Source organism: Novosphingobium taihuense (genome assembly GCF_007830315.1).
Classification (GTDB): Bacteria; Pseudomonadota; Alphaproteobacteria; order Sphingomonadales; family Sphingomonadaceae; genus Novosphingobium; species Novosphingobium taihuense.
Genome location: NZ_VLKJ01000004.1, coordinates 70,207 through 93,114, shown reverse-complemented (window position 1 = coordinate 93,114; position 22,908 = coordinate 70,207). Strand labels below are relative to the sequence as shown.

Below are 22,908 nucleotides of genomic sequence, written 5' to 3'. Positions count from 1 at the left end.
AAGGTGGCGTGCACTCTATCAGTCGGCTTCGATCTCGCTACCCAATGGCGGCATGTTGTGGCCAAGCAGCCGCAGCATGTCGGCTGCACATTCCACCACGTTCGAGCCCGGACCGTAGATGCCCTGTACGCCCGCCTCGCGCAGAAAGTCGTAGTCCTGCGGTGGGATCACGCCGCCCGCCACGACCTTGATGTCAGAGCGGCCAGCCGCACGCAGGTGTCCGATCAGTTCGGGGATCAGCGTCTTGTGACCGGCGGCGAGCGAAGATGCACCGACCGCATCGACGTCCTTCTCGATGGCCAGGGCGGCGGCTTCCTCAGGCGTCTGGAACAGCGGGCCGCTGGTCACGTCAAAGCCCATGTCCGAGAAGGCCGAGGCGATCACGTTCGCCCCGCGATCATGCCCGTCCTGCCCCATCTTGGCTACAAGCATGCGCGGGGTGCGACCAAGGCGCCGCGTCACAGCCCCAACGCCATCGACCACCTGCTGGTAGCGATTGTCGCCAGCATAGGCCGCGCCATAGACGCCCTTGACCGGCGTCGGGAACGTGCCGTGGCGGCCGAACACGACTTCCATCGCATCCGAAATCTCGCCCAATGTCGCGCGATGGCGCGCAGCCTCGACCGCGAGTTCGAGCAGGTTGCCTCCGGTCTTCGCGCCTTCGGTCAGCGCGTTGAGCGCCGCGCGGCACTTGGTCTCGTCACGCGTCTCGCGCACCCACTTTAGGCGGGCGATCTGGCCCTGACGGACCTTGTCGTTGTCGACCTCCAGCGTTTCCAGAAGGTCTTCGTTGGCAAGGCGATACTTGTTGACGCCGACGATCACGTCCTCGCCACGATCGACGCGGGCCTGACGGCCAGCAGCAGCCTCCTCGATCATCGCCTTGGGCCAACCGGCAGCCACGGCCTTGGCCATGCCGCCTTCACTCTCGACGCGCTCGATGATCTCCCAGGCCTTGTCGACCAGTTCCTGCGTCAGGCTCTCGATGTAGTACGACCCGCCGAGCGGATCGACCACGTTGCACATGCCGGTCTCTTCCTGGATCACGATCTGCGTGTTGCGCGCGATGCGGGCGGAAAAGTCGGTCGGCAGTGCGATGGCTTCGTCAAGCGCGTTGGTGTGCAGCGACTGCGTGCCGCCCAGCATCGCGGCCATCGCCTCGATCGTGGTGCGGATCACGTTGTTGTAGGGGTCCTGCTCCTGCAGCGACACGCCCGAAGTCTGGCAGTGCGTGCGCAGCATCTTCGAACGCTCGTCCTGCGCGCCGAGCTTGGTCATCACGCGGTGCCACAGCACGCGCGCGGCGCGCAGCTTGGCCACTTCCATGAAGAAGTTCATGCCGATGGCGAAGAAGAACGACAGACGCCCGGCAAACTTGTCGATGTCGAGGCCCGAGGCCACGCCGTACTTCACGTATTCCATGCCGTCGGCGATGGTGAACGCGAGTTCCTGAACCTGCGTCGCGCCCGCTTCCTGCATGTGATAGCCGGAAATCGAGATCGAGTTGAACTTCGGCATCTCGCGGCTGGTGTAGCCGAAGATGTCCGAGATGATCCGCATGCTGGGTTCGGGCGGGTAGATGTAGGTATTGCGGACCATGAACTCCTTGAGGATGTCGTTCTGGATGGTCCCGTCGAGCAGCTTGCGATCGACGCCCTGCTCCTCGCCCGCCACGATGAAGAACGCGAGGATGGGGATCACCGCGCCGTTCATCGTCATCGAGACCGACATCTGATCGAGCGGAATTCCGTCGAACAGGATCTTCATGTCCTCGACAGAGTCGATGGCAACGCCCGCCTTGCCGACATCGCCGGTCACGCGCGGGTGGTCCGAGTCATAGCCACGGTGCGTCGCAAGGTCGAAGGCGACCGAGAGGCCCTTCTGCCCTGCGGCAAGGTTGCGGCGATAGAAGGCGTTCGACTCCTCGGCGGTCGAGAAGCCCGCATACTGGCGGATCGTCCATGGGCGACCCGCATACATCGAAGCACGAACCCCGCGCGTGAACGGCGCAAAGCCCGGCAAGCCCGGATCGACGGTCACGTCCTCGGCCGTGTAGAGCGGCTTGACGGCGATGCCTTCCGGCGTGGCCCAGGTCAGGTCCTTGCCCTTGACTTCCTTGGCGGCTGCGGCCTGCCAGTCTGCCAGTGTCTTCTCGCTCATATCGCAATCCTTAGATCGTCACCCCGGACTTGATCCGGGGTCCCGCTTTTCCTTGACCGCACCGCCGTCCGAAGGCAGCGGGGCCCCAGGTCAAACCCGGGGTGACGGTTACGTCAAACCTCAGTGGTGCCCGTCCTTGGGCCTCTCCATGATCTCGGTCAGCTGCCCGCCCATGTCCTTCGGGTGCACGAAGAAAATCAGCGTCCCGTGTGCGCCGATGCGGGGTTCGCCCAGCACGCGCTTGCCCCGGGCTTCGAACCAGGCTTTCGCCTCGTGAATGTCGGGCACTTCGTAGCAAAGGTGATGCTGGCCACCCAAAGGATTTGCCGCGAGCCATTTGCCCACCGCGCTGTCCGGGCTGGTCGGCTGGATCAGCTCGATCTGCGTGCCAGCAGTTCCGTTCTCGCCCGGCGTATTGACGAAGCACACCCGCACCTGCTGGCTTTCCAGCACGAACGGCTCGGTGATGTCGCTCGCCCCCATCACGTCGCGATAAAACGCGATGGAAGCGTCGATGTCCGGCGTCGCAACGCCGACGTGGTTGAGGCGGCCCAGTTTCATATCAGACCCTCTCGATGACCATGGCGATGCCTTGACCGCCGCCGATGCACATCGTGATCAGGCCATACTTGCCACCAGTGCGGTGCAGTTCGTACATCGCCTTGATCGTCAGGATCGCGCCGGTCGCACCAATCGGATGGCCCAGCGAGATGCCCGAGCCATTGCCGTTGGTCTTGGCCGGATCGAAGCCCAGTTCCTTGGCCACGCCGCAAGCCTGCGCCGCAAACGCCTCGTTGCTCTCGATCACGTCGATCTGGTCAAGCGTCAGGCCTGCCCGCTGCAGTGCCACCGGCACGGCCTTGACTGGCCCCAGACCCATCACGTTCGGCTCGACGCCCGCATGGCCCCAGCCAAGGATCTTGGCCATCGGCTTCAGCCCATGCTCTTCCACGGCCTTGCCGCTTGCAAGCACCACAGCCGCCGCGCCGTCATTGATGCCGCTCGCATTACCCGCGGTAACCGTGCCGTCCTTCTTGAACACCGGCTTGAGGCCAGCAAGCGATTCCACCGTGGTTTCGCCGCGCACATGCTCGTCGGTGTCGAACACGGTCACGCCCTTGCGAGTCTTGATCTCGACCGGAACGATCTGTTCCTTGAAATAGCCCGCCGCGATGGCCGCAGCCGCGCGCTTCTGGCTCTCGACTGCCAGCGCGTCCTGCGCTTCGCGGCTGATGTCCAGACGCTCGGCCACGTTCTCTGCCGTCACGCCCATGTGGATGCCTTCGAACGGATCGTGCAGCGCGCCCAACATGGCGTCCATCAGCACCTGATCGCCCATCTTCTGGCCGTTGCGCGCGGTCAGCACCATGTGCGGCGCGTTCGACATGCTTTCCGCACCGCCACCGATGGCGATGTCCTGCTCGCCCAGTGCAATGCCCTGCGCTGCCGAGACGATGGCCTGCAGGCCCGAACCGCACAGGCGGTTCACGTTCATGGCAGGCGCCTCGATCGGGATGCCGGCGCTCACCGCAGCCACGCGGCTGACATAGGCGTCCTTGGGCTGCGTCGGCACGACAGTGCCGATCACCACGTTCTGCACCTTGTCGGGCGTGATCCCGGCGCGGGCAATGGCTTCCTTGATCACGATGGCGCCCGTCTCTGCCGGACGCAGCGAGGCAAGCCCCCCACCGAACGAGCCGATGGCGGTGCGCGCGCCAGAGACGATGTAGATGTCGGTCATGTCAGTTCTTTCAGACTGAGGCGCTCGTCAGAGCGGAATGTTGTCGTGCTTCTTCCACGGATTTTCGAGGCTCTTGGTCTTGAGCTTCCTGAGGCCCAGAGCCACGCGACGGCGGGTAGAATGCGGGTGGATCACTTCATCGACGAAGCCCTTGCTCGCCGCCACGAACGGGTTGGCGAAGCGGTCCTCGTATTCCTTGGTCTTCACCGCCTGCTCTTCGGCCGAAAGCCCGCGGAAGATGATCTCGACCGCGCCCTTGGCGCCCATCACCGCGATTTCAGCGGTCGGCCAAGCGTAGTTCAAGTCGCCGCGCAAGTGCTTCGAGGCCATCACGTCATAGGCACCACCATAGGCCTTGCGGGTGATGACGGTGATCTTGGGCACAGTCGCCTCGGCATAGGCGAAGAGCAGCTTCGCGCCGTGCTTGATGATGCCGTTGTGCTCCTGCGCGGTGCCGGGGAGGAAGCCCGGAACGTCGACGAAGGTCACGATCGGAATGTTGAACGCATCGCAGAAGCGCACGAACCGCGCCGCCTTCTTTGAAGAGTTGATGTCGAGCACGCCCGCCAGCACCATCGGCTGATTGGCAACGATGCCCACGGTGCGGCCCTCCACGCGGCCGAACCCGACAATGATGTTGCCCGCATGCTTGGGCTGAACCTCGAAGAACTCGCCCTCGTCCACCGTCTTGCGGATGACTTCGTGCATGTCATAGGGCTGGTTGGCCGAGGCTGGCACGATCGTGTCGAGGCTGTGCTCGAGCCGGTCATAGGGGTCCGAAGTCGGCCGCTCGGGCACGTCGTGACGGTTGGACAGCGGCAGGTAGTCGAAGAAATCACGCGCCGCCAGCAGCGCCTCGATGTCGTTCTCCAGCGCGAGATCGGCAACCGAAGTCTTGGTCGTGTGCGTCACCGCGCCGCCCAGTTCTTCCTGCGTCACGACCTCGTTGGTCACGGTCTTGACCACGTCCGGGCCGGTGACGAACATGTAGGAGCTGTCCTTCACCATGAAGATGAAGTCGGTCATCGCCGGCGAATAGACTGCGCCGCCCGCGCAAGGCCCCATGATCAGCGAAAGCTGCGGCACCACGCCCGAGGCCAGCACGTTGCGCTGGAACACCTCGGCATAGCCACCGAGCGACGCCACGCCTTCCTGGATGCGCGCACCGCCCGAATCGTTGAGACCGATCACCGGCGCGCCAACCTTCAGCGCCATGTCCATGATCTTGCAGATCTTCTGCGCATGGCGCTCCGAAAGCGAACCGCCGAACACGGTGAAGTCCTGGCTGAACACATAGACCAGACGGCCGTTGATCGTGCCCGAACCTGTCACCACGCCATCGCCCGGAATGACCGTGTCAGGCATGTCGAAGTCGACGCAGTTGTGCTCGACGTACATGTCGACTTCCTCGAAGCTGCCTTCGTCGAGCAACACCTTCAGGCGCTCGCGCGCGGTCAGCTTGCCCTTGGCGTGCTGCGCGTCGATGCGCTTCTGCCCGCCACCCATGCGTGCCGCCTGACGGCGCTTTTCCATCTCGGCAATATTGGCGGACATGCGTGGCAATCCTCTCTGCAACCTGGAAACCGAATCTGCTGCAGACTCCGGCACGCTTCTCCTCCCCGAGCCGCGTACCGGAGCCGCACCCGCGATCTCGCCCGAAGGCCAAGGATCGCAGATCGGTGCACCAACTGCGCCACGGCGGTTGCCAAGTCCAATGTTATTCTGCAAACTTGCGAAGGAACAGTTTGCAAAACAGGGCCGATAGAAATGGCAAGACGCCGCCTCTTTGCAGGCGAACAACTCAAGGCTCTGCGCATCACGCGCAAGCTGCGCCAGGGCGAGATGGCGGCCCTTCTCGGTATCAGCGCCTCGTACCTTTCGCAGATCGAGAACGACGAACGCCCGCTCACCCCGGCACTGACTGACCGGTTGCAACAGAGCTTTCCGGTCGAATGGCAGGACTTCGCCGCCGACCGCGTGGAACCCGTGCTCGCCGCCCTGCGCGATGCCACGGCCGATCCGATGCTCGGCCAGATGCTGCCGGGCGATCAGGTCGAACGCGTGGCCGAGCAGTACCCCGCTTTCGCGCAGGCCTTCGCCCGACTGTGGGACCAGCACCGCCGCTCGGTCCAGCGCCTTGAGGCCATCGACGAGGCGCTGGGATCGGACAGCATTTCCGGCGGCCGCCTGCCGTGGGAGGAAGTGCGCGACTGGTTCCACCACGCCAACAACTACGTCGACAGCATCGACCGTGCCGCCGAACGCCTCGCGGTGCGCCTCTCGGGCACCGGCATGTCGCCCACGATGGGCCAGATGGCGGTCTGGCTGGAAAGCCGGGGCATTGCCGTGGAGCAGGTCAGCGGCGGCGCCATGCGCAGGTTCGATCCCGAAGCCCGCCGCCTGACCCTTGATCCCAACCAGCCGATCGAATCCGGCCGCTTCCAGATGGCTTACCAGCTCGCCGCCGAGGGCCTGCGCGAGGAGATCGCCGCCATCGTCGGCGAAGCGACACTACAATCGGATGCCGCGCGCCAGCTCCTCACTGTCGGCCTTGGCAACTATGCCGCCGGTGCGCTGATCATGCCTTACGAGTGGTTCCGCGCCCGTGCCCGCGAACTGCGCCACGATATCGACCAGTTGCGCCAGCTGTTCGGCGCCAGCTTCGAGCAGGTCTGCCACCGCCTCTCGACCCTGCAACGCCCGCAGGCACGCGGCATCCCGATGTTCTTCTGCCGCGTCGACATGGCAGGCAACATCACCAAGCGTCACTCCGCCACCCGCCTGCAGTTCGCGCGCTTCGGCGGCGCCTGCCCGCTATGGGTGGTGCACGAAGCCGTTGCGATCCCTGACCGCATCCACGTGCAGGCCGCCGAAATGCCCGATGGCGTGCGCTATGTCTCAATCGCCAAGGGTCTGGTGAAGCCCTCTGGCAGCTACTACCGCCCGCCGCGCCGCTATGCCGTGGCGCTGGGCTGCGAGGCGGCGCTCGCCGACGAGTTCATCTATGCTGACGGGATCAATCTGGCGCGGCCCGAAGCGGTCACCCGCATAGGCATCTCCTGCCGCATCTGCCCACGCGACAAGTGCGACCAGCGCGCTTTCCCGCCCAGCGACCGCGCCATCGTGGTCGATCCTCACGCGCGCGATCTGGTGCCCTACGGGATCACCGATTTTCAGGCCTGACCGTCAGTTCACGACGCGAACGCTTGCCGTTCCCGTCGCCCAGACGGGCAGGTACAAGCCCTGCCCTGCCGCCTGCAGCTGGCCAGAGCGCGTGCGCAGCAGATCCGCCTCGACGATGAAGTCGCCCTCGCGCTTGGTCTCGATGGCGCGATCCACCTTGCCGAGCAGCTTGGCGTAATCGCGCTCGAAATCCTGCGTCAGCGCCGAAGCCACATATTGCACGACGCCCGGCGCATTGATCAGGTCGATGATCAGGTCACCGCCGGTCATGTCGGTGGTGCCGCTCACGCTCAGGTCCTCGAAGCCGACGCGGCGGGAGTTCTTGGCATTCACGGGCTTGCCGGTCAGCCAGACGGTGCCGCTGGCCGTCTCGCCCCCGGCTTGCGGACGCGCATCAAAGTTGATGCCAACCGCAATCTTGCCGCCCTTGGTTCCATAGATCTCGACTGCCTTGAACTTCGCCATGACCGGCCCCACGCCCGGTACGTCGAAGGCCCGCGCCGATCGCTTGGTCAGCGCCTTCATCAGCACCGGCTCCAGTTCGCGATAGTCGGCGAAGACCGGCAGGAAGAATTCGAGCTTTCCCACCCCTTGCTCCAGGCGCTTCATCTTCGGCAAGGGCGCGGGCTTCGGATCGGCCGGTCGCTGGCCGACGAAGGTCTCGGTCAGGGCCTGCAGGCCCAGCTTCAGGCGCAGCTTGCCGCCCACCACTTCATAGCCCCCATAGCGCAATTCCCGCGGCGTGATCCGCATCCACACCGGCGGATTTTCGCGATTGAGCGACACGGTGGTGAAAGCATCGGCCCAAGCCTTGCCCACGGCCTCACGCAGGCGCAACTTGCCGAGTTCACCGGGCAGTTCTCGCTCCAGCCGTGCGATCACCGGCGCGAGCTTTTTATTGGCCTTGTCGGCAAATTCGATGCGCTGTCCCATGAAATCGACATGGGGTGTGTCGGTCCAATCGTAGCTGATGTCGACCTTGCCGCGCGGGGTCCAGTCCTCGGCAATATCCAGCCGGACGACGGCATGGGCCATGGCATCGGCCGTGGCGGATTCGTCAATCAGCCCGGCCACATTCTCGGCCCGGATCTTCGCGTGGAGTGGCATAGCGATCCGAATGTCGCGGCCCGAACCTTCCAGTCGCAGGGGCCCTCGCGTCACCGCGCCGATGATCCGGCATTTCAGCTTGGGCGTCTTGATCGTGGCAATGCCGATATCCAGCCCCTTGCTCTTGACGCAGGTCTGTCCGGGCTTGTCGATGGTCCACAATTGCCGTGGCACTTCGCGCTCGAGAATGCGCGAAAGATCAGCGAGGTCAGCCTCTACCGGAACCGTGATCAGGGAAGGCGCTGGCTCCACCTCTATCGCATCGGATGTGCGTACCGGCTTGCCACCATTACCGCCACCGCTGCAGCCGGACAGTAGGACGATGGCGGCGATGGGTGCGAGCAGGCGGTTCATGCCGGGCACAACGCGGCTTGCGGCCAAATGGTGCCCAATCGCGTCGGGCTGACGCCAAGGAAAAGGGACAGGAGTCTATAACCTTCTGCCCCCAAACCCTTTTATTCGATCAAGAATCGAACGCTCAGGCGTTAGGATTCGGCGCAAAGGCGCAGATCTTGTTGCCATCGGGATCGCGCAGATAGGCGCCGTACTGCTTGCCCGGCGAATTCTCGCGCACGCCGGGTTCGCCCTCGCACGTGCCACCATTTGCAAGGCCTGCCGCGTGCCAGGCATCGACGACCGAGGAATCCGCAGCCTTGAAGCCGAGAGTATGTCCGTTCGATACGGTGTGCGCTTCGCCATTTGCGGGCTTGGCGACAATCAGCGAGCCGGCGGCCGAAGGGAACGCCGTGCCGTGCGGCAGCGGCACGGCAGTGGCATGGCCGAGCGTTTCCATAACCGCGCTGTAGAACTTGCGCGACTTTTCGATGTCATTGGTGCCGAGGAAGGTATGGTTAAACATCAGGTCTCTCTCCATGGCCTTTAAGGCCGGGGTATGGTGCCGGGAGCCGCGTTGATGCCGCGACGCTGCTCAGACGTCCAGCCCTGTAAGCTCCAGCCCAGCACATGAGCGTGCCGCACAGCGAAACAGGGCGCATTGCCGTGGCGGGAGAGGGAGAACCGCCACGGCAAGCACTAGCTCAGAACGTGAAACGTACGCCTGCGGTCAATGCGTCGGTCTTGAGCTTGCTAAGCCGGAAACCGCTCGACGCATCATAGGCCTCGTTGGTCCGGCCGACTTCGCGGTGCCGATAGTCGGCCGTCAGCGCCATCTTGTCGGAGAGCTTGAACGCCACGCCCGCGCCTAGCTGCCAGGCAAACTTGCCCTTGCCCTCGCCGTCGATCTCGAACCCGGCAATCCCGGCGCCACCGCCAACGTAAGGCACGATCTTGTCGCCCACCGGCAGGTCGAGCCACAGATTTGCCATGGCGGAAAGCTGGCGCACGCGCGAACCAGGGATGTTGAAGGTGTTGCCGGTTCCGCCGCAGGTGTCGGCTTCCAGATAGTCGCACACCTCGTCGCGTGCCTCCTGGTCCAGCGTCACCGTCGAGCCGTTGACCGACTGGATGGTCAGCGCCGGAATCTTGTGGCGCGAATACTGGATCTGCACATCCGCGCGGACCGGACCGAAATCGTAACCGATCGTGCCGCCGAACGTGACCGCACTCTTGGTCGTCAGGCGAGCGGTCGCGGTGTCTTCGGCACCCGTACCGCCGAAAGTCCCGCCTGCATCGTAATAAGTGATCACCGGATCGTTGAGCGTCGCCACGCCTGCTTCTGCTGCGATATAGAAGCCCCGCCCGTCCTCGTCGGCAGCCCATGCCGAAGTCGAGGTGAGAAGCGCGGTGCCGGCCAGCATGCTGCACAACATGCCCTTGATTTCATTCCTCATCATAATCCTCACTGATTGCCTTTGGCACCGTTTTGGTTACGGTCTGCCGCTCGAACGGGGTATCAACCGAATGGCTCAACCGCATGGCTCGGCTGATGGGGCGAGATTGACGCAAAGTCCCGAATTGGACAGCCGTGCCAAAGTGATAGCGCGCGAACTCAGGAGCCAACTGCACACGGACATCGCGGGTCTGGCCGGACTTTCCGGGGTGACCGGCTATTGCTGGTTTTCGTTCCGGGGCGTTGCGCCCGATGCCCTGCTGCATCCGTGGGCGGGCATCATGTTTGGCCTGCTTGCGGTATGGGCCGGAATGCTCGTGCTGCAATGGCGCAAGCCACCTTCGGACGAGGATGTGATCGGGTTCTGGCTCCACTGGCACCTGGCCGGATCGGTCTGCCTGAACGCGTCGATCGCGTTGAGCGTCTGGGTCTTCATGCCCTATGCCGGTGCCGGTCTGCTGGTACCCCAGTTGATGCTCTACGCATGGTACGTGCTTTCCTTCTGCATGATCGCAACCGCTTCGGTGCGCTCGGCCATGTGGACGCTCCACGCCGTCCCGCTGTCACTGGCGCTGTGGCTTCTGACGAGCAGAACCGCAGGCAGCATCCCCGCCGCTATCGTGGTGTTGATGATGAGCGGATCGGCTGCGCTGCTGCAGACCCTTGTCCGCCGGGCAACGATTGCCGCAGAGGAAGCGCAGGTTCGTGCCGAGGAAACCAATCTGGCCATGCAACGCGCGATGAGCGAAGTCATTGCCCAGCGCGATGCCCGCTCGCAGCTCCTCGCTGCGGTGTCGCACGATCTGCAGCAGCCGGTCCAGGCGGCCAGCATGCTGTTCGATCTTGCCTGCGACAGTCCGGGCAAGGTCTCGACAGATATTGCGGTAACGGGCGCGCTGCCTTCACCTCGGTGCAGTCCCTGCTGCAGGAAATGCTGCACTTCATGCGGCTAAGCTCGAGCGGCCTGCGCATGCGTCCGCGCGAGTTCGACCTCGCAGATCTGCTCGAAAAGATCGCTGCGCCCTACCGCTATCGCTGCGGCACGCGAATGCGGCTGTCGGTCCACGCACGGCCGCAGATCATCAATTCCGACCCCGAACTGCTCGAACGCGCGATAACCAACCTGCTCGAGAACGCGCTGCGCCATTCTTCCGCGCGCCGATTGATGCTCATCGCGCGGCTTGGCGAAGGCCGCATCCGCATCTGGGTCGTCGACGATGGACGCGGCATGGACGAGGCCAGAGCCGCGCTTGCGTTCGAACCTTTTGCCAATGCCGGGCAGGCAGGCGAAGTGACCGGCTTCGGCCTCGGCCTGCCTTCCGCACGGCTGATTGCGCGGGAACTGGGCGGGGATCTCGTGCTGGACCGGCGCGTGCGCAAGGGCTGCAGCTTCATGCTGGAATTGCCGGCGTTGCCACCTTCGCCTGCCTTGCGGACAGGCCAGGCACCTACCGACGTGGAGGAACCACCATGCGTCGCTGCCTGATCTGCGACGATCATCCACTGATGGTCGATGCCTTGCGCCTGATGCTGCAAAGCCGCTGGCCTGAATGCGAATTCCTCGTTGCGACAGATTATCCCTCGGCGATAGGCATGGCAGAATGTTCGCCGGACCTTGTCGTGGCGGATCTTTCCATGCCGGGCCGCGAACCCATGTCTGGCATGCGCGCGGTGCGCACGGCCTTTGCGACGGCGCGCCTCATCGTCTTTTCCGGACAGCTCGATGACCGCATACTGGTCGAGCTCCTGTCGCTGCAAGTCGATGGAATCCTGGCCAAGTCCGAGGCACCGGCCTTGATGATCCCGGCGATCGAACTGGTACTTGCCGGTGGGCGATACCTGCCCCAGCGCATCGCAGAACTTGCTGTCCGGCGCGATGCCGATCCGTCGCAAGGGCTCGCCCCACGTCTCAGTCCACGCCAGAAGGAGATCGTCCAGCTTCTGGCAAAAGGCCGTTCGAACAAGGAGATAGCGCAGGCCTTGCGCCTGTCTCCCGCCACGGTGAAGACGCATGTGGCGCAGGCCATGGCAACCCTCTCGGCCAGCACGCGGGCAGAGGCTGCGGCACGCGCGACGGCGCTGGGCCTCGCCTAGAAGGTCGTAGGGCTTTCCTGCGGCAAATCAGCGCGATGCGCCGCCGCATAGGCCTCTGCCGCCTTCATCACCCGCAGCATGTTGCCGCTGGCGAGCTTGGCGACATCACCCTTCGACCACCCCCGCCGGGCGAGTTCGGCGAAGAGCGCGGGGTAGGTCGAGACGTCGTCCAAGCCTGCCACCGTCGCTTCCACGCCGTCGAGGTCTCCGCCGAGGCCGACGTGGTCCGCACCGATCAATTCTGCAATGTGATCAATATGATCGGCGACATCGCCAATGCTGCCACGCGGCATCGGGTTGGCCTTGTCCCACGCCGCCAGAGCGGCCTTCTCGGCCTCGGGATCGCCTCGGTTCAGACCCTTTGCGCGCGCGGCTTCGGCATCGCGCGCGGCGCTCCATTGTCGTGCCGCTTCAACGACATATGGCGGGTAGAAGTTGACCATGATGATCCCGCCCGCTGCGCCGATCTTGCGCAGCGTCTCGTCCGAAACGTTGCGGGCGTGGTGATTGATACCCCTTGCGTTTGAATGGCTTACTATCGGCGGCGGACCACCCAGTGCAAGCACGTCGCGCATCGTCGCCTCGCTCACATGGGCTAGGTCAACCAACATGCCAAGCCTTTGCATTTCCTTGACAACTTGCACTCCGAACGGCGTCAGGCCGTCGTGCGCCGGGGCGTCGGTGGCGCTGTCGGCCCAGGCGTTGTTCTTGAAGTGCGTCAGCGTCATGTAGCGCGCGCCGAGAGCATGCATCTGGCGCAGGACGCCGAGCGAGCCGCCGATGGAGTGCCCGCCTTCCATGCCGATGAGTGAGGCTATCTTCTTCGCTTTCCACGATTTCTCAACGCAGGCGGTATCGGTGCAGAACTGCATTTCCGCCGGGTGCCGCGCGATCAGGCGCTTCATCACGTCGATCTGCTCGAGCGTTGCCTGGACCGCGATCGGCTCGGGCAGATCAGCCGAGACATAGACCGACCAGAACTGCGCGCCGACGCCTCCGGCCTTCAGTCGCGGCAGGTCGGTCATCATGCCGACCGCGCGCGTGTCTTTGAAATCAAACCCTTCCAGCACGTCCTTGCGGCGTTCGCGGAGCTGTTCAGGGACGTCGTTATGGCCGTCCCAGACGGTCAGGTTGGAAATGTCCAACTCTCGCGAACTCTGGGGGGACTCTGCGGCAACTCCCCCGCAACTCCCCCACCACAAGGCCATGCAGACGAGGGGCGAAACGAGGCTTCTGGTCACGCGCATTCCGTCCGCTCCGATCCGGTCAAAGACCCTGAAGTGATCCTATGCGGCAGGCTGTTCCGACATCACGTCGTCGCCATCGCGCTCGGGCAGCATCAGGAACAGCACCAGGCTGACAATCGAGCCCATCGCCATGATGATCGACACCGTCAACAGTTGGTCGTCTCCCAACCAGCCGAACAGGGTGCCCGCCAGCAACGGACTTCCCGCAGCGCCCAACCGACCCACGCCCAATGCGAAACCTGTACCGGTGGCCCGCGCATAAGCCGGGAAGCCTCGGGCAAAGGCGGCATAGTAGCCGCTGATCGCCGCATTGGTGAAGAAACCGGCGATCATCGTCGCCCATTGCCACGCATTCAGCGTATCACGCCCGGTGCCAAACCAGGCCACCATCATCGCGCCGATCAGAAGCATCAGCGCGGTCGGCCACCTGACTCCCAGCCGCGCCATCACGAAGCCGAAAAGCGCGCTGCCCAGAAACCCGCCGACGTTGGCATATGTCAGCACCGTGGCCGCCTGCGCCGGAGGATAGCCCGGCGGATAATCGGACACGATCTGCACACCGAACTTCAGGATGTAATAGAAAGTGATGCAGTGGAATGTGTAGCCGAACGCCGTGAGCAGGGTGACCGGGCGCAGTCTGGGGTTGGACAGGATATCGGTTACACGCGGCTTGGCGGCGCCCGCCACGATCACCGGCAGATCGCTGATGGCAGGCTTGCCGAAAGCGGCGAGCGTGCGGTTCACGCCCGCCAGATTGCGCTTCGTCACCAGATAGGCCGCTGTTTCGGGCACCAGCACCAGAATGACGGGGATCAGGACTGCGGTCACCACCGCGCCGAACAGAAACACCGCATGCCAGCTGTAGGTGGGCAGCAGCCATTCCGATGCCGCAATTCCGCCGACGATCGCGCCCAGCGGATAACCCGCCACATAGACCGCGATGGCGACAGAGCGCCAACGGCTGTTGGTGCTTTCGGCAACCACCGCGTTGGTAGTGGTGAGCATCCCGCCGATGCCGATGCCGGTGAGGAACCGGTAGGCAACCATCGGCTGAACCGCCGTCGCGATGCTCGCCAGATACATGCCAATCGCCATCAGCACGAGGCAGACAAGCATGGTGGATTTGCGGCCATACCGGTCTGCCGCCCCGCCCAGCAGCACGGAACCGAAGCCCATGCCGAGCAGTTCGGCCGAAAGCACCACGCCCAGCGCCGGGCGGGCGATGCCCCAATCGGCGGTGATCCCCGGCGCTGCAAAGGCGCTCGACAGCACGTCAAACCCATCAAGCGCGTTCAACAGCACCATCAGGACCACCACGATCCATTGGCGGACGCCCATCGGCGTCTGCTCGATCACCTCGCGCGGGGTTTGTGACATGCGGCCCGATTCCTCTCCAAACGCACTTATTGCTATCTGCTATAACTTATTCGTGGATTCTGGAAAGCAGTTCGATGAGCTGTCGCACTTCCTTGTCGGTAAAGCGACTCTTCACCCATGCCTCATGCTCGCCGATGGCGGTCTTGGCGCGGGCGAGCATCTCGATACCGCCGGGTTCGAGAAACAGCGCCTGCTTGCGCCCGTCCTTCGGCGACCGGTCACGGCGCAGGAAGTGCTTGGCCTGCAGGCGGTTGATGATCGCCATCGTCGTGGCGCGGTCCATGCGCAGGCGCTGCGCCAGATCGGTCTGTGCGATGCCGGGGTGGTCATCGACCAGCCAGAGCACCGAGACCTGCTTCTGCGTGAGATCGAGATCAGTGAAGGTTTCGGTGAAATGCCTGAGGCACGCGCCGTGGGCCAGACGGATGTGAAAGCCGAGAATGTCGTTGATCGCGCCGACGTCATCCTCGTCGGTATGGCCGACGGGCGCGATGGCGTCGGCGAATTTGTCCTTGATCAATGCCCTGCCCCCAACGAATGCGCTTGTCTAATTGTTAGCATTACATACAATATCGCTAGGAGGATGCCATGGCTCAATTTCCGAACACTCCCAGCTTCACGGGATTCAACACGCCATCGCGGATCGAGGCAGACATTGCCGACCTCGCGCACGAGGGCACGATTCCTGAAGGATTAAACGGCGCATTCTACCGCGTCCAGCCCGACCCGCAGTTTCCTCCGCGCCTTGCCGATGACATCGCGTTCAACGGCGATGGCATGATCACCCGGTTCCACATCCATGATGGCCAGGTGGACTTCCGCCAGCGCTGGGCCAAGACGGACAAGTGGAAGCTGGAGAACGCAGCCGGAAAGGCCCTGTTCGGCGCCTATCGCAACCCGCTGACCGACGACGAGGCGGTAAAGGGCGAAATCCGTTCGACCGCCAACACCAACGCCTTCATCTTCGGCGGCAAGCTGTGGGCGATGAAGGAGGACTCCCCTGCCCTCGTCATGGACCCGGCGACGATGGAGACCTTCGGATTCGAGAAGTTCGGCGGCAGGATGACCGGGCAGACCTTCACCGCGCATCCCAAGGTCGATCCGAAAACCGGCAACATGGTCGCAATCGGCTATGCCGCGAGCGGCCTGTGCACCGACGACGTGACCTACATGGAAGTGAGCCCGGAAGGCGAACTGATCCGCGAGGTTTGGTTCAAGGTGCCCTACTACTGCATGATGCACGACTTCGGCATCACCGAGGATTACCTCGTGCTGCACATCGTGCCTTCGATCGGCAGCTGGGAGCGGCTGGAAAAGGGCATGCCGCACTTCGGCTTCGACACGACCAAGCCGGTGCACCTTGGTATCATCCCGCGCCGCGACGACGTGCGGCAGGAGGACATCCGCTGGTTCACGCGGGACAACTGCTTTGCCAGCCACGTGCTCAACGCCTGGCAGGAAGGGACGAAGGTCCATTTCGTGACCTGCGAGGCGAAGAACAACATGTTCCCGTTCTTTCCCGATGTGCACGGCGCGCCGTTCAACGGCATGGAAGCGATGAGCTATCCGACCGACTGGGTGGTGGACATGGCGAGCAACGGCGAGGACTTTGCCGAGGTGGTGCGCCTGTCCGATACGGCGGCGGAATTCCCGCGCATCGATGATCGCTTTGCGGGCCGTAAGACCCGCCATGGCTGGTTCCTCGAAATGGACATGAAGCGCTCGGTGGAACTGCGCGGCGGCAGTGCCGGTGGCTTGCTGATGAACTGCCTGTTCCACAAGGACTTCGAAACGGGGCGCGAACAGCACTGGTGGTGTGGGCCCGTCTCCAGCCTGCAGGAGCCATGCTTTGTGCCGCGTTCGAAGGATGCGCCCGAGGGAGACGGCTGGATCGTGCAGGTGTGCAACCGGCTGGAAGACCAGCGCAGCGACCTGCTGATCTTCGACGCCCTGGAGATCGAGAAGGGCCCGGTGGCGACGGTGCACATCCCCATCCGCCTGCGCTTCGGCCTGCACGGCAACTGGGCCAACGCGGACGAGATCGGGCTTGCTGCCTGACCTCAGGAGCGGCAGGCTGCGGGCATGACAGAACCGCAAAAGGGCCTGCCGCCCTCGCCCGCCACTCCTGCAAAGCCTTGGTGGCGGTGGCTGATGTGGCCTTTCGCCATTTTGGGAGTGTTGGCTGCAATTGCCCTGATATGGCTCATGGTCATCGTGCTCGACCTGGGTGGTGGACGGCGTGAGCGCCCGGTGATTGCCAATGCCGGTGAGGAGCGCCGTTTTACAGTTGGGCAGATTGAACCGCTTAACGGCACATCACTGATCGCCATCGAGATCGCTGCCGTCGACGCGAGTGGGTCGATCAGCAAAGGTTATGGATCGGACCAGCGCAACCTGTTGCTTCTTGATCGTAGCAGTGGTCGTTCACGCAGGGTGCTGCCCGATAACTCCCGGCGCATCCAGAACCTGCGCTACCTCCCGGACGGCAGCAGTGCCGCTGCTGGCATGGATGGCGCTGGCAATATTGCCGGGACGACAAAGCCACCACGGAAGCCGGTGCGCTTCGTGATGTTCGAGCTGTCCGATCCGGCGCACTCGGAAAAAGGTCTCGATCTGATGGTGCTGACCGTTTCGGCCGGAGAACCTGCGGCCGTGCTGCAAGGCATCGATGGCGTGGATCACCTGGAGATGCTCGACGACGAACACGCAACGGTGATTGTTCGGCAGAAAGGTCAATTGCGCTTCAAGGTGCTGGACCTTCCGGCACACAGGGTGACGGAAGATCATCCAATCGACATAGGATGACCGAATGATTGATATTCAGGGAAGAATTCAGCCCGGCCTTGAGTTCGTCTATGAGGCAACGGGCGAGTTGGAGCCGCCCATGCCGATTGGCGAGACCTATGACGGGACGCGGCGGATCATTCCGATTGTGGGCGGCGGGCGTGTGGAAGGGCCGTTGATCAAGGGCAAGTTGATCGGCAACGCGGCGGACTGGCAGGTTACGCGGCCTGACGGGGTGACTGTGGCCGATGCCCTCTATGCACTGGAAACCGATGACGGGGTGGTGATCCAGATCCGCAATCGCGGGCTGCGGCACGGGCCTCCTGAAGTGATGCAGCGACTGGCTTCTGGGCAGGAGGTTGATCCGGCTGAGTACTACTTCCGCACCGTGCCGGAGTTCATTGCGCCCAAGGGCAAGTATGACTGGATGAACCGGTCGATCTTTGTCTGCTCTGGCGCGCGCTATCCGCTGGGGATCAAGCTGTGGGTGTGGCGGGTGACCTGAGCGGTCACCCTTCCGCACGCTCCAAAAGCCCCGCCTCGTCCTTCTGCGCACGGCGAGCAATCAGGAGCATAAGCACCGCAATCGGGATCGCCACGGCGTTGATCGAGAGCATGGCGGTGCGCAAGTCGCCGGTGGCGTCGGACACCAACCCCACAAAGTAGGGGCCGATGCCCATGCCGAGGATCGTCATCACCAGCAGGTAGAGACTGGCGGTAAGGCCCCTCATGCGCGGCAGGACCTGATCGTACATGATCGCATAGAGCGGCGGCATCCAGCCGGTGAGGATGAAGCTGTAGACCACGAAGCGGGCATAGAAGCTGCCGGGATCGGCGGCATGATAAACCCAGAACGACATTACCGGCGAAACCGCCATCGTGAACAGCGAAACCCAGGCGCGGCCTGCGCCGGGAATGCGCTGGTTCAGCCAGTCCGACAGCGGGCCCCATGCCAGCGGCCCGACAATGCCGACCGCAGCAGAGAGCAGGCCGAACTGCAGCGCGGTTTCCTGCATGGTGAGGCCATAAGTGCGGATCAGGAAGCTGGGGTTGAACGCCATCATTCCGTAGTTGATCACCGACTGCAGCGTGCCGACCGCGATGCACATCATTACGGTGGGCGAGCGCGAGATGACGCGGAAGGCCTGTGCATCACCCAGCTTCATGCCCTGCATCAGGTTGACGATGACGAAGACGCCGAGGCCGATCACGCTCCACTGCAGGGCGTGCGGGTTGATGGCGATGCTGCCCAGCAGCATTGGCGGCTTGGGACTGATCGCGTTGCTAAGCAGGGTTAGCGCAAAGGCGGCCACCGCAATCAGCGCGAGCGCCAGCAGGTTGCCGCGTATCATCGCCGGGCTGGCGCCCCTGCCCTTCATGCCGATCCAGTGGAAGCCGGGCGTGACCGAGCCGAGCAATGCAATGCTTCGCGCGAAGGGGTGGGCTTCGGGCGCGGTCTCGATGCCGTCCATCTGGCCGCGCGTGGGCTCCTTCAGCGTCCACAGGAAGGCGGCGAGCACGAAGCCGGGCGCGGCGGCGACGAGGAAGGCGAATTGCCAGCCCTTCAGACCACCGGCGGCGTGGTTGGCATCCCACCAGTGCGCGGCGACGCCACCGAGGATCAATGACCCGCCAAGGCCGAGGGCAATGGCCGAGGCCATGACCGACATGACGAAACCGCGGCGGTGCTTGGGCCAGAAGTCATAGACCAGCGAGGTCCCGGCAGGCTGCGTCGCCGCCTCGCCAATGCCGACGCCGAGGCGCGAGAGGGCGAGCATTGCGAAGCTCGAAGCGAATCCGGCAAGCCCGGTGGCGGCAGACCAGAACAGCAGGCTGATCGCCAGCAGGCGAGTGCGGATCCAGCCATCGGCCAGACGCCCGACAGGCAGCGAGAACAGCGCATAGAACAGCGCGAAGACGGTACCGTAAAGCAGGCCCATCTCGGCATCGCCGATGGCGAGGTCCTTCTTGATCGCAGGCGCGAGGATCGCGAGGATCTGCCGGTCAAGCAGGCTCATCGCGTTGGTCAGCGCGACGAGCACGAGCGCGTACCAGGCGCCGGGGGCCAAGGTGCGGCGCGGTTCGGTGGTCATCGGCTCTCCCTCCCGGCGCGGGTCAAAGCTTGAACCACTTCTCCGCATTCGTCTGGAAGAACTTCTTCTTGGTTTCAGCGCTCATGTCCATCGCATCCATCGCGCGGACTTCGTCGGCGACGTACTGGTAGGGGTAGTCCATCGCGTACATCACACGGTCCTCGCCCATGACGTGCTGGCAGAACTTGATCGCCGGTTCCCACGCCACCCCCGAATTGGTGACGAGGACGTTGGTCTGGAGGTATTCGGCGATGGTCTTCTTCAAGGGCTTCATGCGCTCGTAGCGCTGCGAGCGGACGCCGGCCTGGTGCATGTAGTCGAGGCGGTAGAGCCAGTAGGGCAGCGCCTCGCCCATGTGGCCGACCATGATCTGCAAGCTCGGATACTTGTCGAAGATGCCGATGGTGATGAGGCGCAGGAGGTGCATGCCCGTTTCCACGCCGAAGCCGAAGATGGCGCCATCGAGCCCGGCATCGAGCATCGGACCGATCATCGAATCCGGCGAGGTGGCGGGGTGGATGTAGAGCGGCTGGTCAACCTCGACGAGGGCGCGGAAGATCGGGTCGAAGAACGCCTCGTCGAGATAGCGGCCCTGGGTGTGGCTGTTGATCTGGATGCCCTTGAAGCCCAGCTCCTTGGCCCCGCGATGGATTTCCGCCGCCGACCATTCCGGGTCCTGCGGGGCGACGGTGCCCATGCCGATGAAGCGATCCGGATACTTTTCACAGGCGGCGGCGAGCGTATCGTTGGCGCGGGTGGCGAGGCTTTTCGCTTCCTCGACATCGAGCAGCGGCTGGACGCCGGGCGAGGTCAGCGCGAGGATTGCCTTGTCTATGCCGGTCGAATCCATGTCGGCGATGCGGCGCTCACCCAGATCGAGCAGGCGGTCCATGATCTGCATGGCGCGTTCGGACGGCGAAGTGGCGTAAAAGCCCCAGAGCGAGACCATGCCCTTGTCCGCCGTGCCATCGCGGATCATGCGAAGGTAGACGTCGATGATCTCGCGCGTGGCGAAGGCTTCCTCGGTGGCGATGCGCAGGTAGCCCTGTTCGCCTCCGGTCTTCAGATCAGTTGTCATGCAGGCTTCCTTCCCGAGGAAAGCAGCCTGCGCCCCGTCACTTGCGGATGGTGAGCGAAAGGCTGCCGATGTGGTTCATGCGATCGGGCGCGTTGAAACGATTGACGTACTGCCCCGAATATCCTGCCTCGATGGCGATGCCCCTGGCAATCGGCACCCCGACCCCGGCAAAGCCGCGCAGCTGATCGAACCCGGCGCGCTGGCCCCACGCGGTCGTATCGAGATTGACGAAAGGTTCGGCCCAGACAATCGCGTTGAGGCCCTTGGCCAGTGGCGCATCGAGACGGACCTGCTGGCGAAGGCGCCAGCCCATGCCCGAGCGACCTTCGAGCCAGCGCTGTTCGACGCGGGTGCGCGAAGTTACCGTGGTCTTGCCGGGACCGCCCACGACACGCACAAGCGCCTGCTGGAACATGCGATGCTCGTCGGTCGGCGTGCCGTTCAGCGGTTCGGTGCGGACATAGGCGTAGCCGAGGAACAGCGTGTCGCTGGACGTGATCCGATAGCCGACAGCGGGGCGCAGCAGGACCTGACCCAACCGCTCCGCCCCATCGGTGAAGCGCAATTGCACGTCGGTGAAGAGCAGGACTTTCTTGCCGACCTCGACCGTCGAGAACTGGGCGAGCCAGACCTGTTCGTCCTCCTGCGCGGCCATGGCGCAAGGCGCGGACAGGAGGCTGGCGGCGGCCAGCAGGGCGCGCGACTGACGCATGGGAAGCTCCGGGCAAGACGGGATGATCCCGGCGGGCTAGTGCCGCAGTATTGCCCGAAGGTTTCCAGATCACGTCAAAGCCTGCCGATCAGCCTTCGTGGACAGCCTTGGTGACCATGCAGGCGAGCACGCCTTCGGGGCCATCCTCTGCGCCGTGACCGGACCACTTGACGCCGCCGAAGGGGGAGTCCGCGCCGCCGATCATGGTCGAGTTGAGGCCGATCATGCCGCTTTCGATCTCCCGGGCGAGACGCTTCTGGCGCGAAGCGCTTTCCGTCCAGGCGTAGGCCGCGAGGCCATAGGGCAGACGATTGGCCTCGGCGATCATCGCTTCCTCCCCGCCGAACGGGTTGATCATGGCGACCGGGCCGAAAGGCTCCTCGTTCATGATTGCGGCATCGAGCGGGACTTCGGACAGGACGGTGGGCGCGTAGAAGTACCCGGCGTTGCCGATGCGCTCACCGCCGGTGTGCAGGCGTGCGCCACGGGTGACGGCATCGCCGATCAGCCGGTTCATCGCCTCGGGGCGGCGGGCATTGGCCATCGGCCCCATCTGCGAGCCGTCTTCGAGGCCATTGCCGACCTTGATGCGTCCGACGCGCTCGGCAAAGCCATCGCGGAAGCGCTCGAAGACGTTTTCCTCGACGATGAAGCGGGTGGGGCTGACGCAGACCTGGCCTGCGTTGCGGTACTTGGACGCGGCCATCGTATCGAGGGCCTTGTCCACGTCGGCATCGCCGAAGATCAGGACCGGGCCGTGGCCACCCAGTTCCATCGTGGTCCGCAGCATGTTGTCGGTGGCGAGACGAGCAAGGTGCTTGCCGACAACGGTCGAGCCGGTGAACGACAGCTTGCGGATGACGGGCGAGCCAAGCAGGTGGCGGCTGACTTCATCGGGCACGCCGAATACCGCCTGCGCCACTTCCTTCGGCAGGCCTGCATCGAGCAGACATTGGAGGACGCCGAGCGCTGACGCAGGGGTTTCCTCCGCCGCCTTGAGTATGACCGAGCAGCCCGCAGCAATCGGTGCACCGAGCTTGCGCCCCGGGTTGCCGAGCGGGAAGTTCCATGGCGCGAAGGCGGCGACGGGGCCGACCGGTTCGTGCGTGATCGTGCTGCGCTGTCCGGCAGGGCGGACCAGCGTGCGGCCATAGATGCGGAAGACTTCGCCCGCGTAGAAATTGAACAGGCCCACGTTCATCAAGACTTCGATGCGCGCCTCGGGCAGGGTCTTGCCCTCTTCCATCGTGGCGATGCGAGCGAGGTCCTCCTGCCGCTCCATCATCAGGCGCGCCGCGCCCTGCAGCACGGCGGCACGCTGCTGCGGCGTGCTTTCGCGCCAGATCCGGAAGCCACGGGCGGCAACCTCAAGCGCGCGATCGAGATCGGCAGCCTCCGCCAGCGGCAGTTCGCCGATGGTCTCTCCGTTGGCGGGATTGACGACGGCATGGGTACGCTGGCCTGCGCCGCTCACGCGCTCGCCATCGATGATCATGTGAAGCGAAGGGTACTGGGTCATGTCTGTTCCATGGTTTGCGAGCAG

Annotated in this window: 21 protein-coding genes; 7 read left to right on the top strand and 14 right to left on the bottom strand. The window is 64.0% G+C overall.

The annotated features are described in order from the left end of the window. Nucleotides 1-18: 18 nt before the first annotated feature. The 4 genes from scpA to IQ25_RS09745 all read right to left on the bottom strand — a co-directional run bounded on the left by scpA (nucleotide 19) and on the right by IQ25_RS09745 (nucleotide 5,455). Nucleotides 19-2,160: a methylmalonyl-CoA mutase gene (gene scpA, locus IQ25_RS09760; RefSeq protein ID WP_144905252.1), complete on the bottom strand. Its 2,142-nt coding sequence runs from the start codon at nucleotides 2,158-2,160 to the stop codon at nucleotides 19-21. A gap of 120 nt (nucleotides 2,161-2,280) precedes the next feature. Beyond that, a complete protein-coding gene (gene mce, locus IQ25_RS09755) occupies nucleotides 2,281-2,721 on the bottom strand; it encodes a methylmalonyl-CoA epimerase (RefSeq protein ID WP_144905250.1) in 441 nt (146 codons plus the stop codon). Nucleotide 2,722: 1 nt separating this feature from the next. After that, a complete protein-coding gene (locus tag IQ25_RS09750) occupies nucleotides 2,723-3,901 on the bottom strand; it encodes an acetyl-CoA C-acyltransferase family protein (RefSeq protein ID WP_144905248.1) in 1,179 nt (392 codons plus the stop codon). A 27-nt stretch (nucleotides 3,902-3,928) separates the two neighbouring features. Continuing rightward, entirely contained in the window at nucleotides 3,929-5,455 is a 1,527-nt protein-coding gene (locus IQ25_RS09745; RefSeq protein WP_144905246.1) for an acyl-CoA carboxylase subunit beta, read from the bottom strand. Nucleotides 5,456-5,668: 213 nt separating this feature from the next. Between IQ25_RS09745 and IQ25_RS09740 the strand changes: the two genes are divergently transcribed. Beyond that, complete coding sequence (locus tag IQ25_RS09740) at nucleotides 5,669-7,084, top strand: helix-turn-helix domain-containing protein (RefSeq protein WP_144905244.1); 1,416 nt, start codon at nucleotides 5,669-5,671, stop codon at nucleotides 7,082-7,084. A 3-nt stretch (nucleotides 7,085-7,087) separates the two neighbouring features. Here the strand turns inward: IQ25_RS09740 and IQ25_RS09735 are convergent, their stop codons facing one another. The 3 genes from IQ25_RS09735 to IQ25_RS09725 all read right to left on the bottom strand — a co-directional run bounded on the left by IQ25_RS09735 (nucleotide 7,088) and on the right by IQ25_RS09725 (nucleotide 9,981). Next, nucleotides 7,088-8,545 (bottom strand): DUF4403 family protein, encoded by a 1,458-nt coding sequence (locus IQ25_RS09735; protein WP_144905242.1) that lies wholly within the window; start codon nucleotides 8,543-8,545, stop codon nucleotides 7,088-7,090. 124 nt (nucleotides 8,546-8,669) lie between these two features. Continuing rightward, on the bottom strand, nucleotides 8,670-9,050 hold the full coding sequence (locus tag IQ25_RS09730) for a VOC family protein (RefSeq protein WP_144905240.1): 381 nt from the start codon (nucleotides 9,048-9,050) through the stop codon (nucleotides 8,670-8,672). A 178-nt stretch (nucleotides 9,051-9,228) separates the two neighbouring features. Next, nucleotides 9,229-9,981, bottom strand: a complete 753-nt coding sequence (locus tag IQ25_RS09725; protein ID WP_158637724.1) for an outer membrane protein — start codon at nucleotides 9,979-9,981, stop codon at nucleotides 9,229-9,231. 106 nt (nucleotides 9,982-10,087) lie between these two features. Between IQ25_RS09725 and IQ25_RS21025 the strand changes: the two genes are divergently transcribed. The 3 genes from IQ25_RS21025 to IQ25_RS09710 are packed head-to-tail and all read left to right on the top strand — an operon-like array spanning nucleotide 10,088 to nucleotide 12,074. Further along, a complete protein-coding gene (locus IQ25_RS21025; protein WP_158637723.1) occupies nucleotides 10,088-10,933 on the top strand; it encodes a hypothetical protein in 846 nt (281 codons plus the stop codon). Beyond that, nucleotides 10,924-11,466 carry a sensor histidine kinase gene (locus IQ25_RS21020; RefSeq protein ID WP_158637722.1) on the top strand — a complete coding sequence of 181 codons (543 nt, stop codon included), beginning with the start codon at nucleotides 10,924-10,926 and terminating at the stop codon, nucleotides 11,464-11,466. The genes IQ25_RS21025 and IQ25_RS21020 overlap by 10 nt, the downstream gene beginning before the upstream one ends. Next, nucleotides 11,451-12,074, top strand: coding sequence for a LuxR C-terminal-related transcriptional regulator (locus IQ25_RS09710; RefSeq protein ID WP_144905233.1), 624 nt, complete (start codon nucleotides 11,451-11,453; stop codon nucleotides 12,072-12,074). The genes IQ25_RS21020 and IQ25_RS09710 overlap by 16 nt, the downstream gene beginning before the upstream one ends. On the opposite strand, the gene IQ25_RS09705 is transcribed toward IQ25_RS09710, so the two are convergent. The 3 genes from IQ25_RS09705 to IQ25_RS09695 are packed head-to-tail and all read right to left on the bottom strand — an operon-like array spanning nucleotide 12,071 to nucleotide 15,218. Beyond that, entirely contained in the window at nucleotides 12,071-13,321 is a 1,251-nt protein-coding gene (locus IQ25_RS09705) for a dipeptidase (protein WP_181447223.1), read from the bottom strand. The genes IQ25_RS09710 and IQ25_RS09705 overlap by 4 nt on opposite strands. A gap of 39 nt (nucleotides 13,322-13,360) precedes the next feature. After that, nucleotides 13,361-14,698 (bottom strand): MFS transporter, encoded by a 1,338-nt coding sequence (locus IQ25_RS09700; protein ID WP_181447222.1) that lies wholly within the window; start codon nucleotides 14,696-14,698, stop codon nucleotides 13,361-13,363. A 46-nt stretch (nucleotides 14,699-14,744) separates the two neighbouring features. Beyond that, nucleotides 14,745-15,218, bottom strand: a complete 474-nt coding sequence (locus IQ25_RS09695) for a MarR family winged helix-turn-helix transcriptional regulator (RefSeq protein ID WP_144905231.1) — start codon at nucleotides 15,216-15,218, stop codon at nucleotides 14,745-14,747. Between the two features lie 68 nt (nucleotides 15,219-15,286). On the opposite strand from IQ25_RS09695, the gene IQ25_RS09690 reads away from it, so the two are divergent. The 3 genes from IQ25_RS09690 to IQ25_RS09680 all read left to right on the top strand — a co-directional run bounded on the left by IQ25_RS09690 (nucleotide 15,287) and on the right by IQ25_RS09680 (nucleotide 17,987). After that, a complete protein-coding gene (locus tag IQ25_RS09690; protein WP_144905229.1) occupies nucleotides 15,287-16,756 on the top strand; it encodes a carotenoid oxygenase family protein in 1,470 nt (489 codons plus the stop codon). Between the two features lie 93 nt (nucleotides 16,757-16,849). Continuing rightward, entirely contained in the window at nucleotides 16,850-17,503 is a 654-nt protein-coding gene (locus IQ25_RS09685; RefSeq protein WP_144905228.1) for a hypothetical protein, read from the top strand. Nucleotides 17,504-17,507: 4 nt separating this feature from the next. After that, a complete protein-coding gene (locus IQ25_RS09680) occupies nucleotides 17,508-17,987 on the top strand; it encodes a DUF3237 domain-containing protein (protein WP_144905226.1) in 480 nt (159 codons plus the stop codon). Nucleotides 17,988-17,991: 4 nt separating this feature from the next. On the opposite strand, the gene IQ25_RS09675 is transcribed toward IQ25_RS09680, so the two are convergent. The 4 genes from IQ25_RS09675 to IQ25_RS09660 form a co-directional block, all read right to left on the bottom strand. After that, the gene (locus IQ25_RS09675) at nucleotides 17,992-19,575 is read right to left on the bottom strand and encodes an MFS transporter (RefSeq protein ID WP_144905224.1); all 1,584 of its coding nucleotides are present in this window, start codon (nucleotides 19,573-19,575) and stop codon (nucleotides 17,992-17,994) included. Between the two features lie 22 nt (nucleotides 19,576-19,597). After that, nucleotides 19,598-20,653 (bottom strand): amidohydrolase family protein, encoded by a 1,056-nt coding sequence (locus tag IQ25_RS09670; RefSeq protein ID WP_144905223.1) that lies wholly within the window; start codon nucleotides 20,651-20,653, stop codon nucleotides 19,598-19,600. Nucleotides 20,654-20,690: 37 nt separating this feature from the next. Then, nucleotides 20,691-21,365, bottom strand: a complete 675-nt coding sequence (locus IQ25_RS09665; protein WP_144905221.1) for a DUF2490 domain-containing protein — start codon at nucleotides 21,363-21,365, stop codon at nucleotides 20,691-20,693. A gap of 88 nt (nucleotides 21,366-21,453) precedes the next feature. After that, nucleotides 21,454-22,884 carry an NAD-dependent succinate-semialdehyde dehydrogenase gene (locus IQ25_RS09660; protein WP_144905219.1) on the bottom strand — a complete coding sequence of 477 codons (1,431 nt, stop codon included), beginning with the start codon at nucleotides 22,882-22,884 and terminating at the stop codon, nucleotides 21,454-21,456. Nucleotides 22,885-22,908 lie beyond the last annotated feature (24 nt).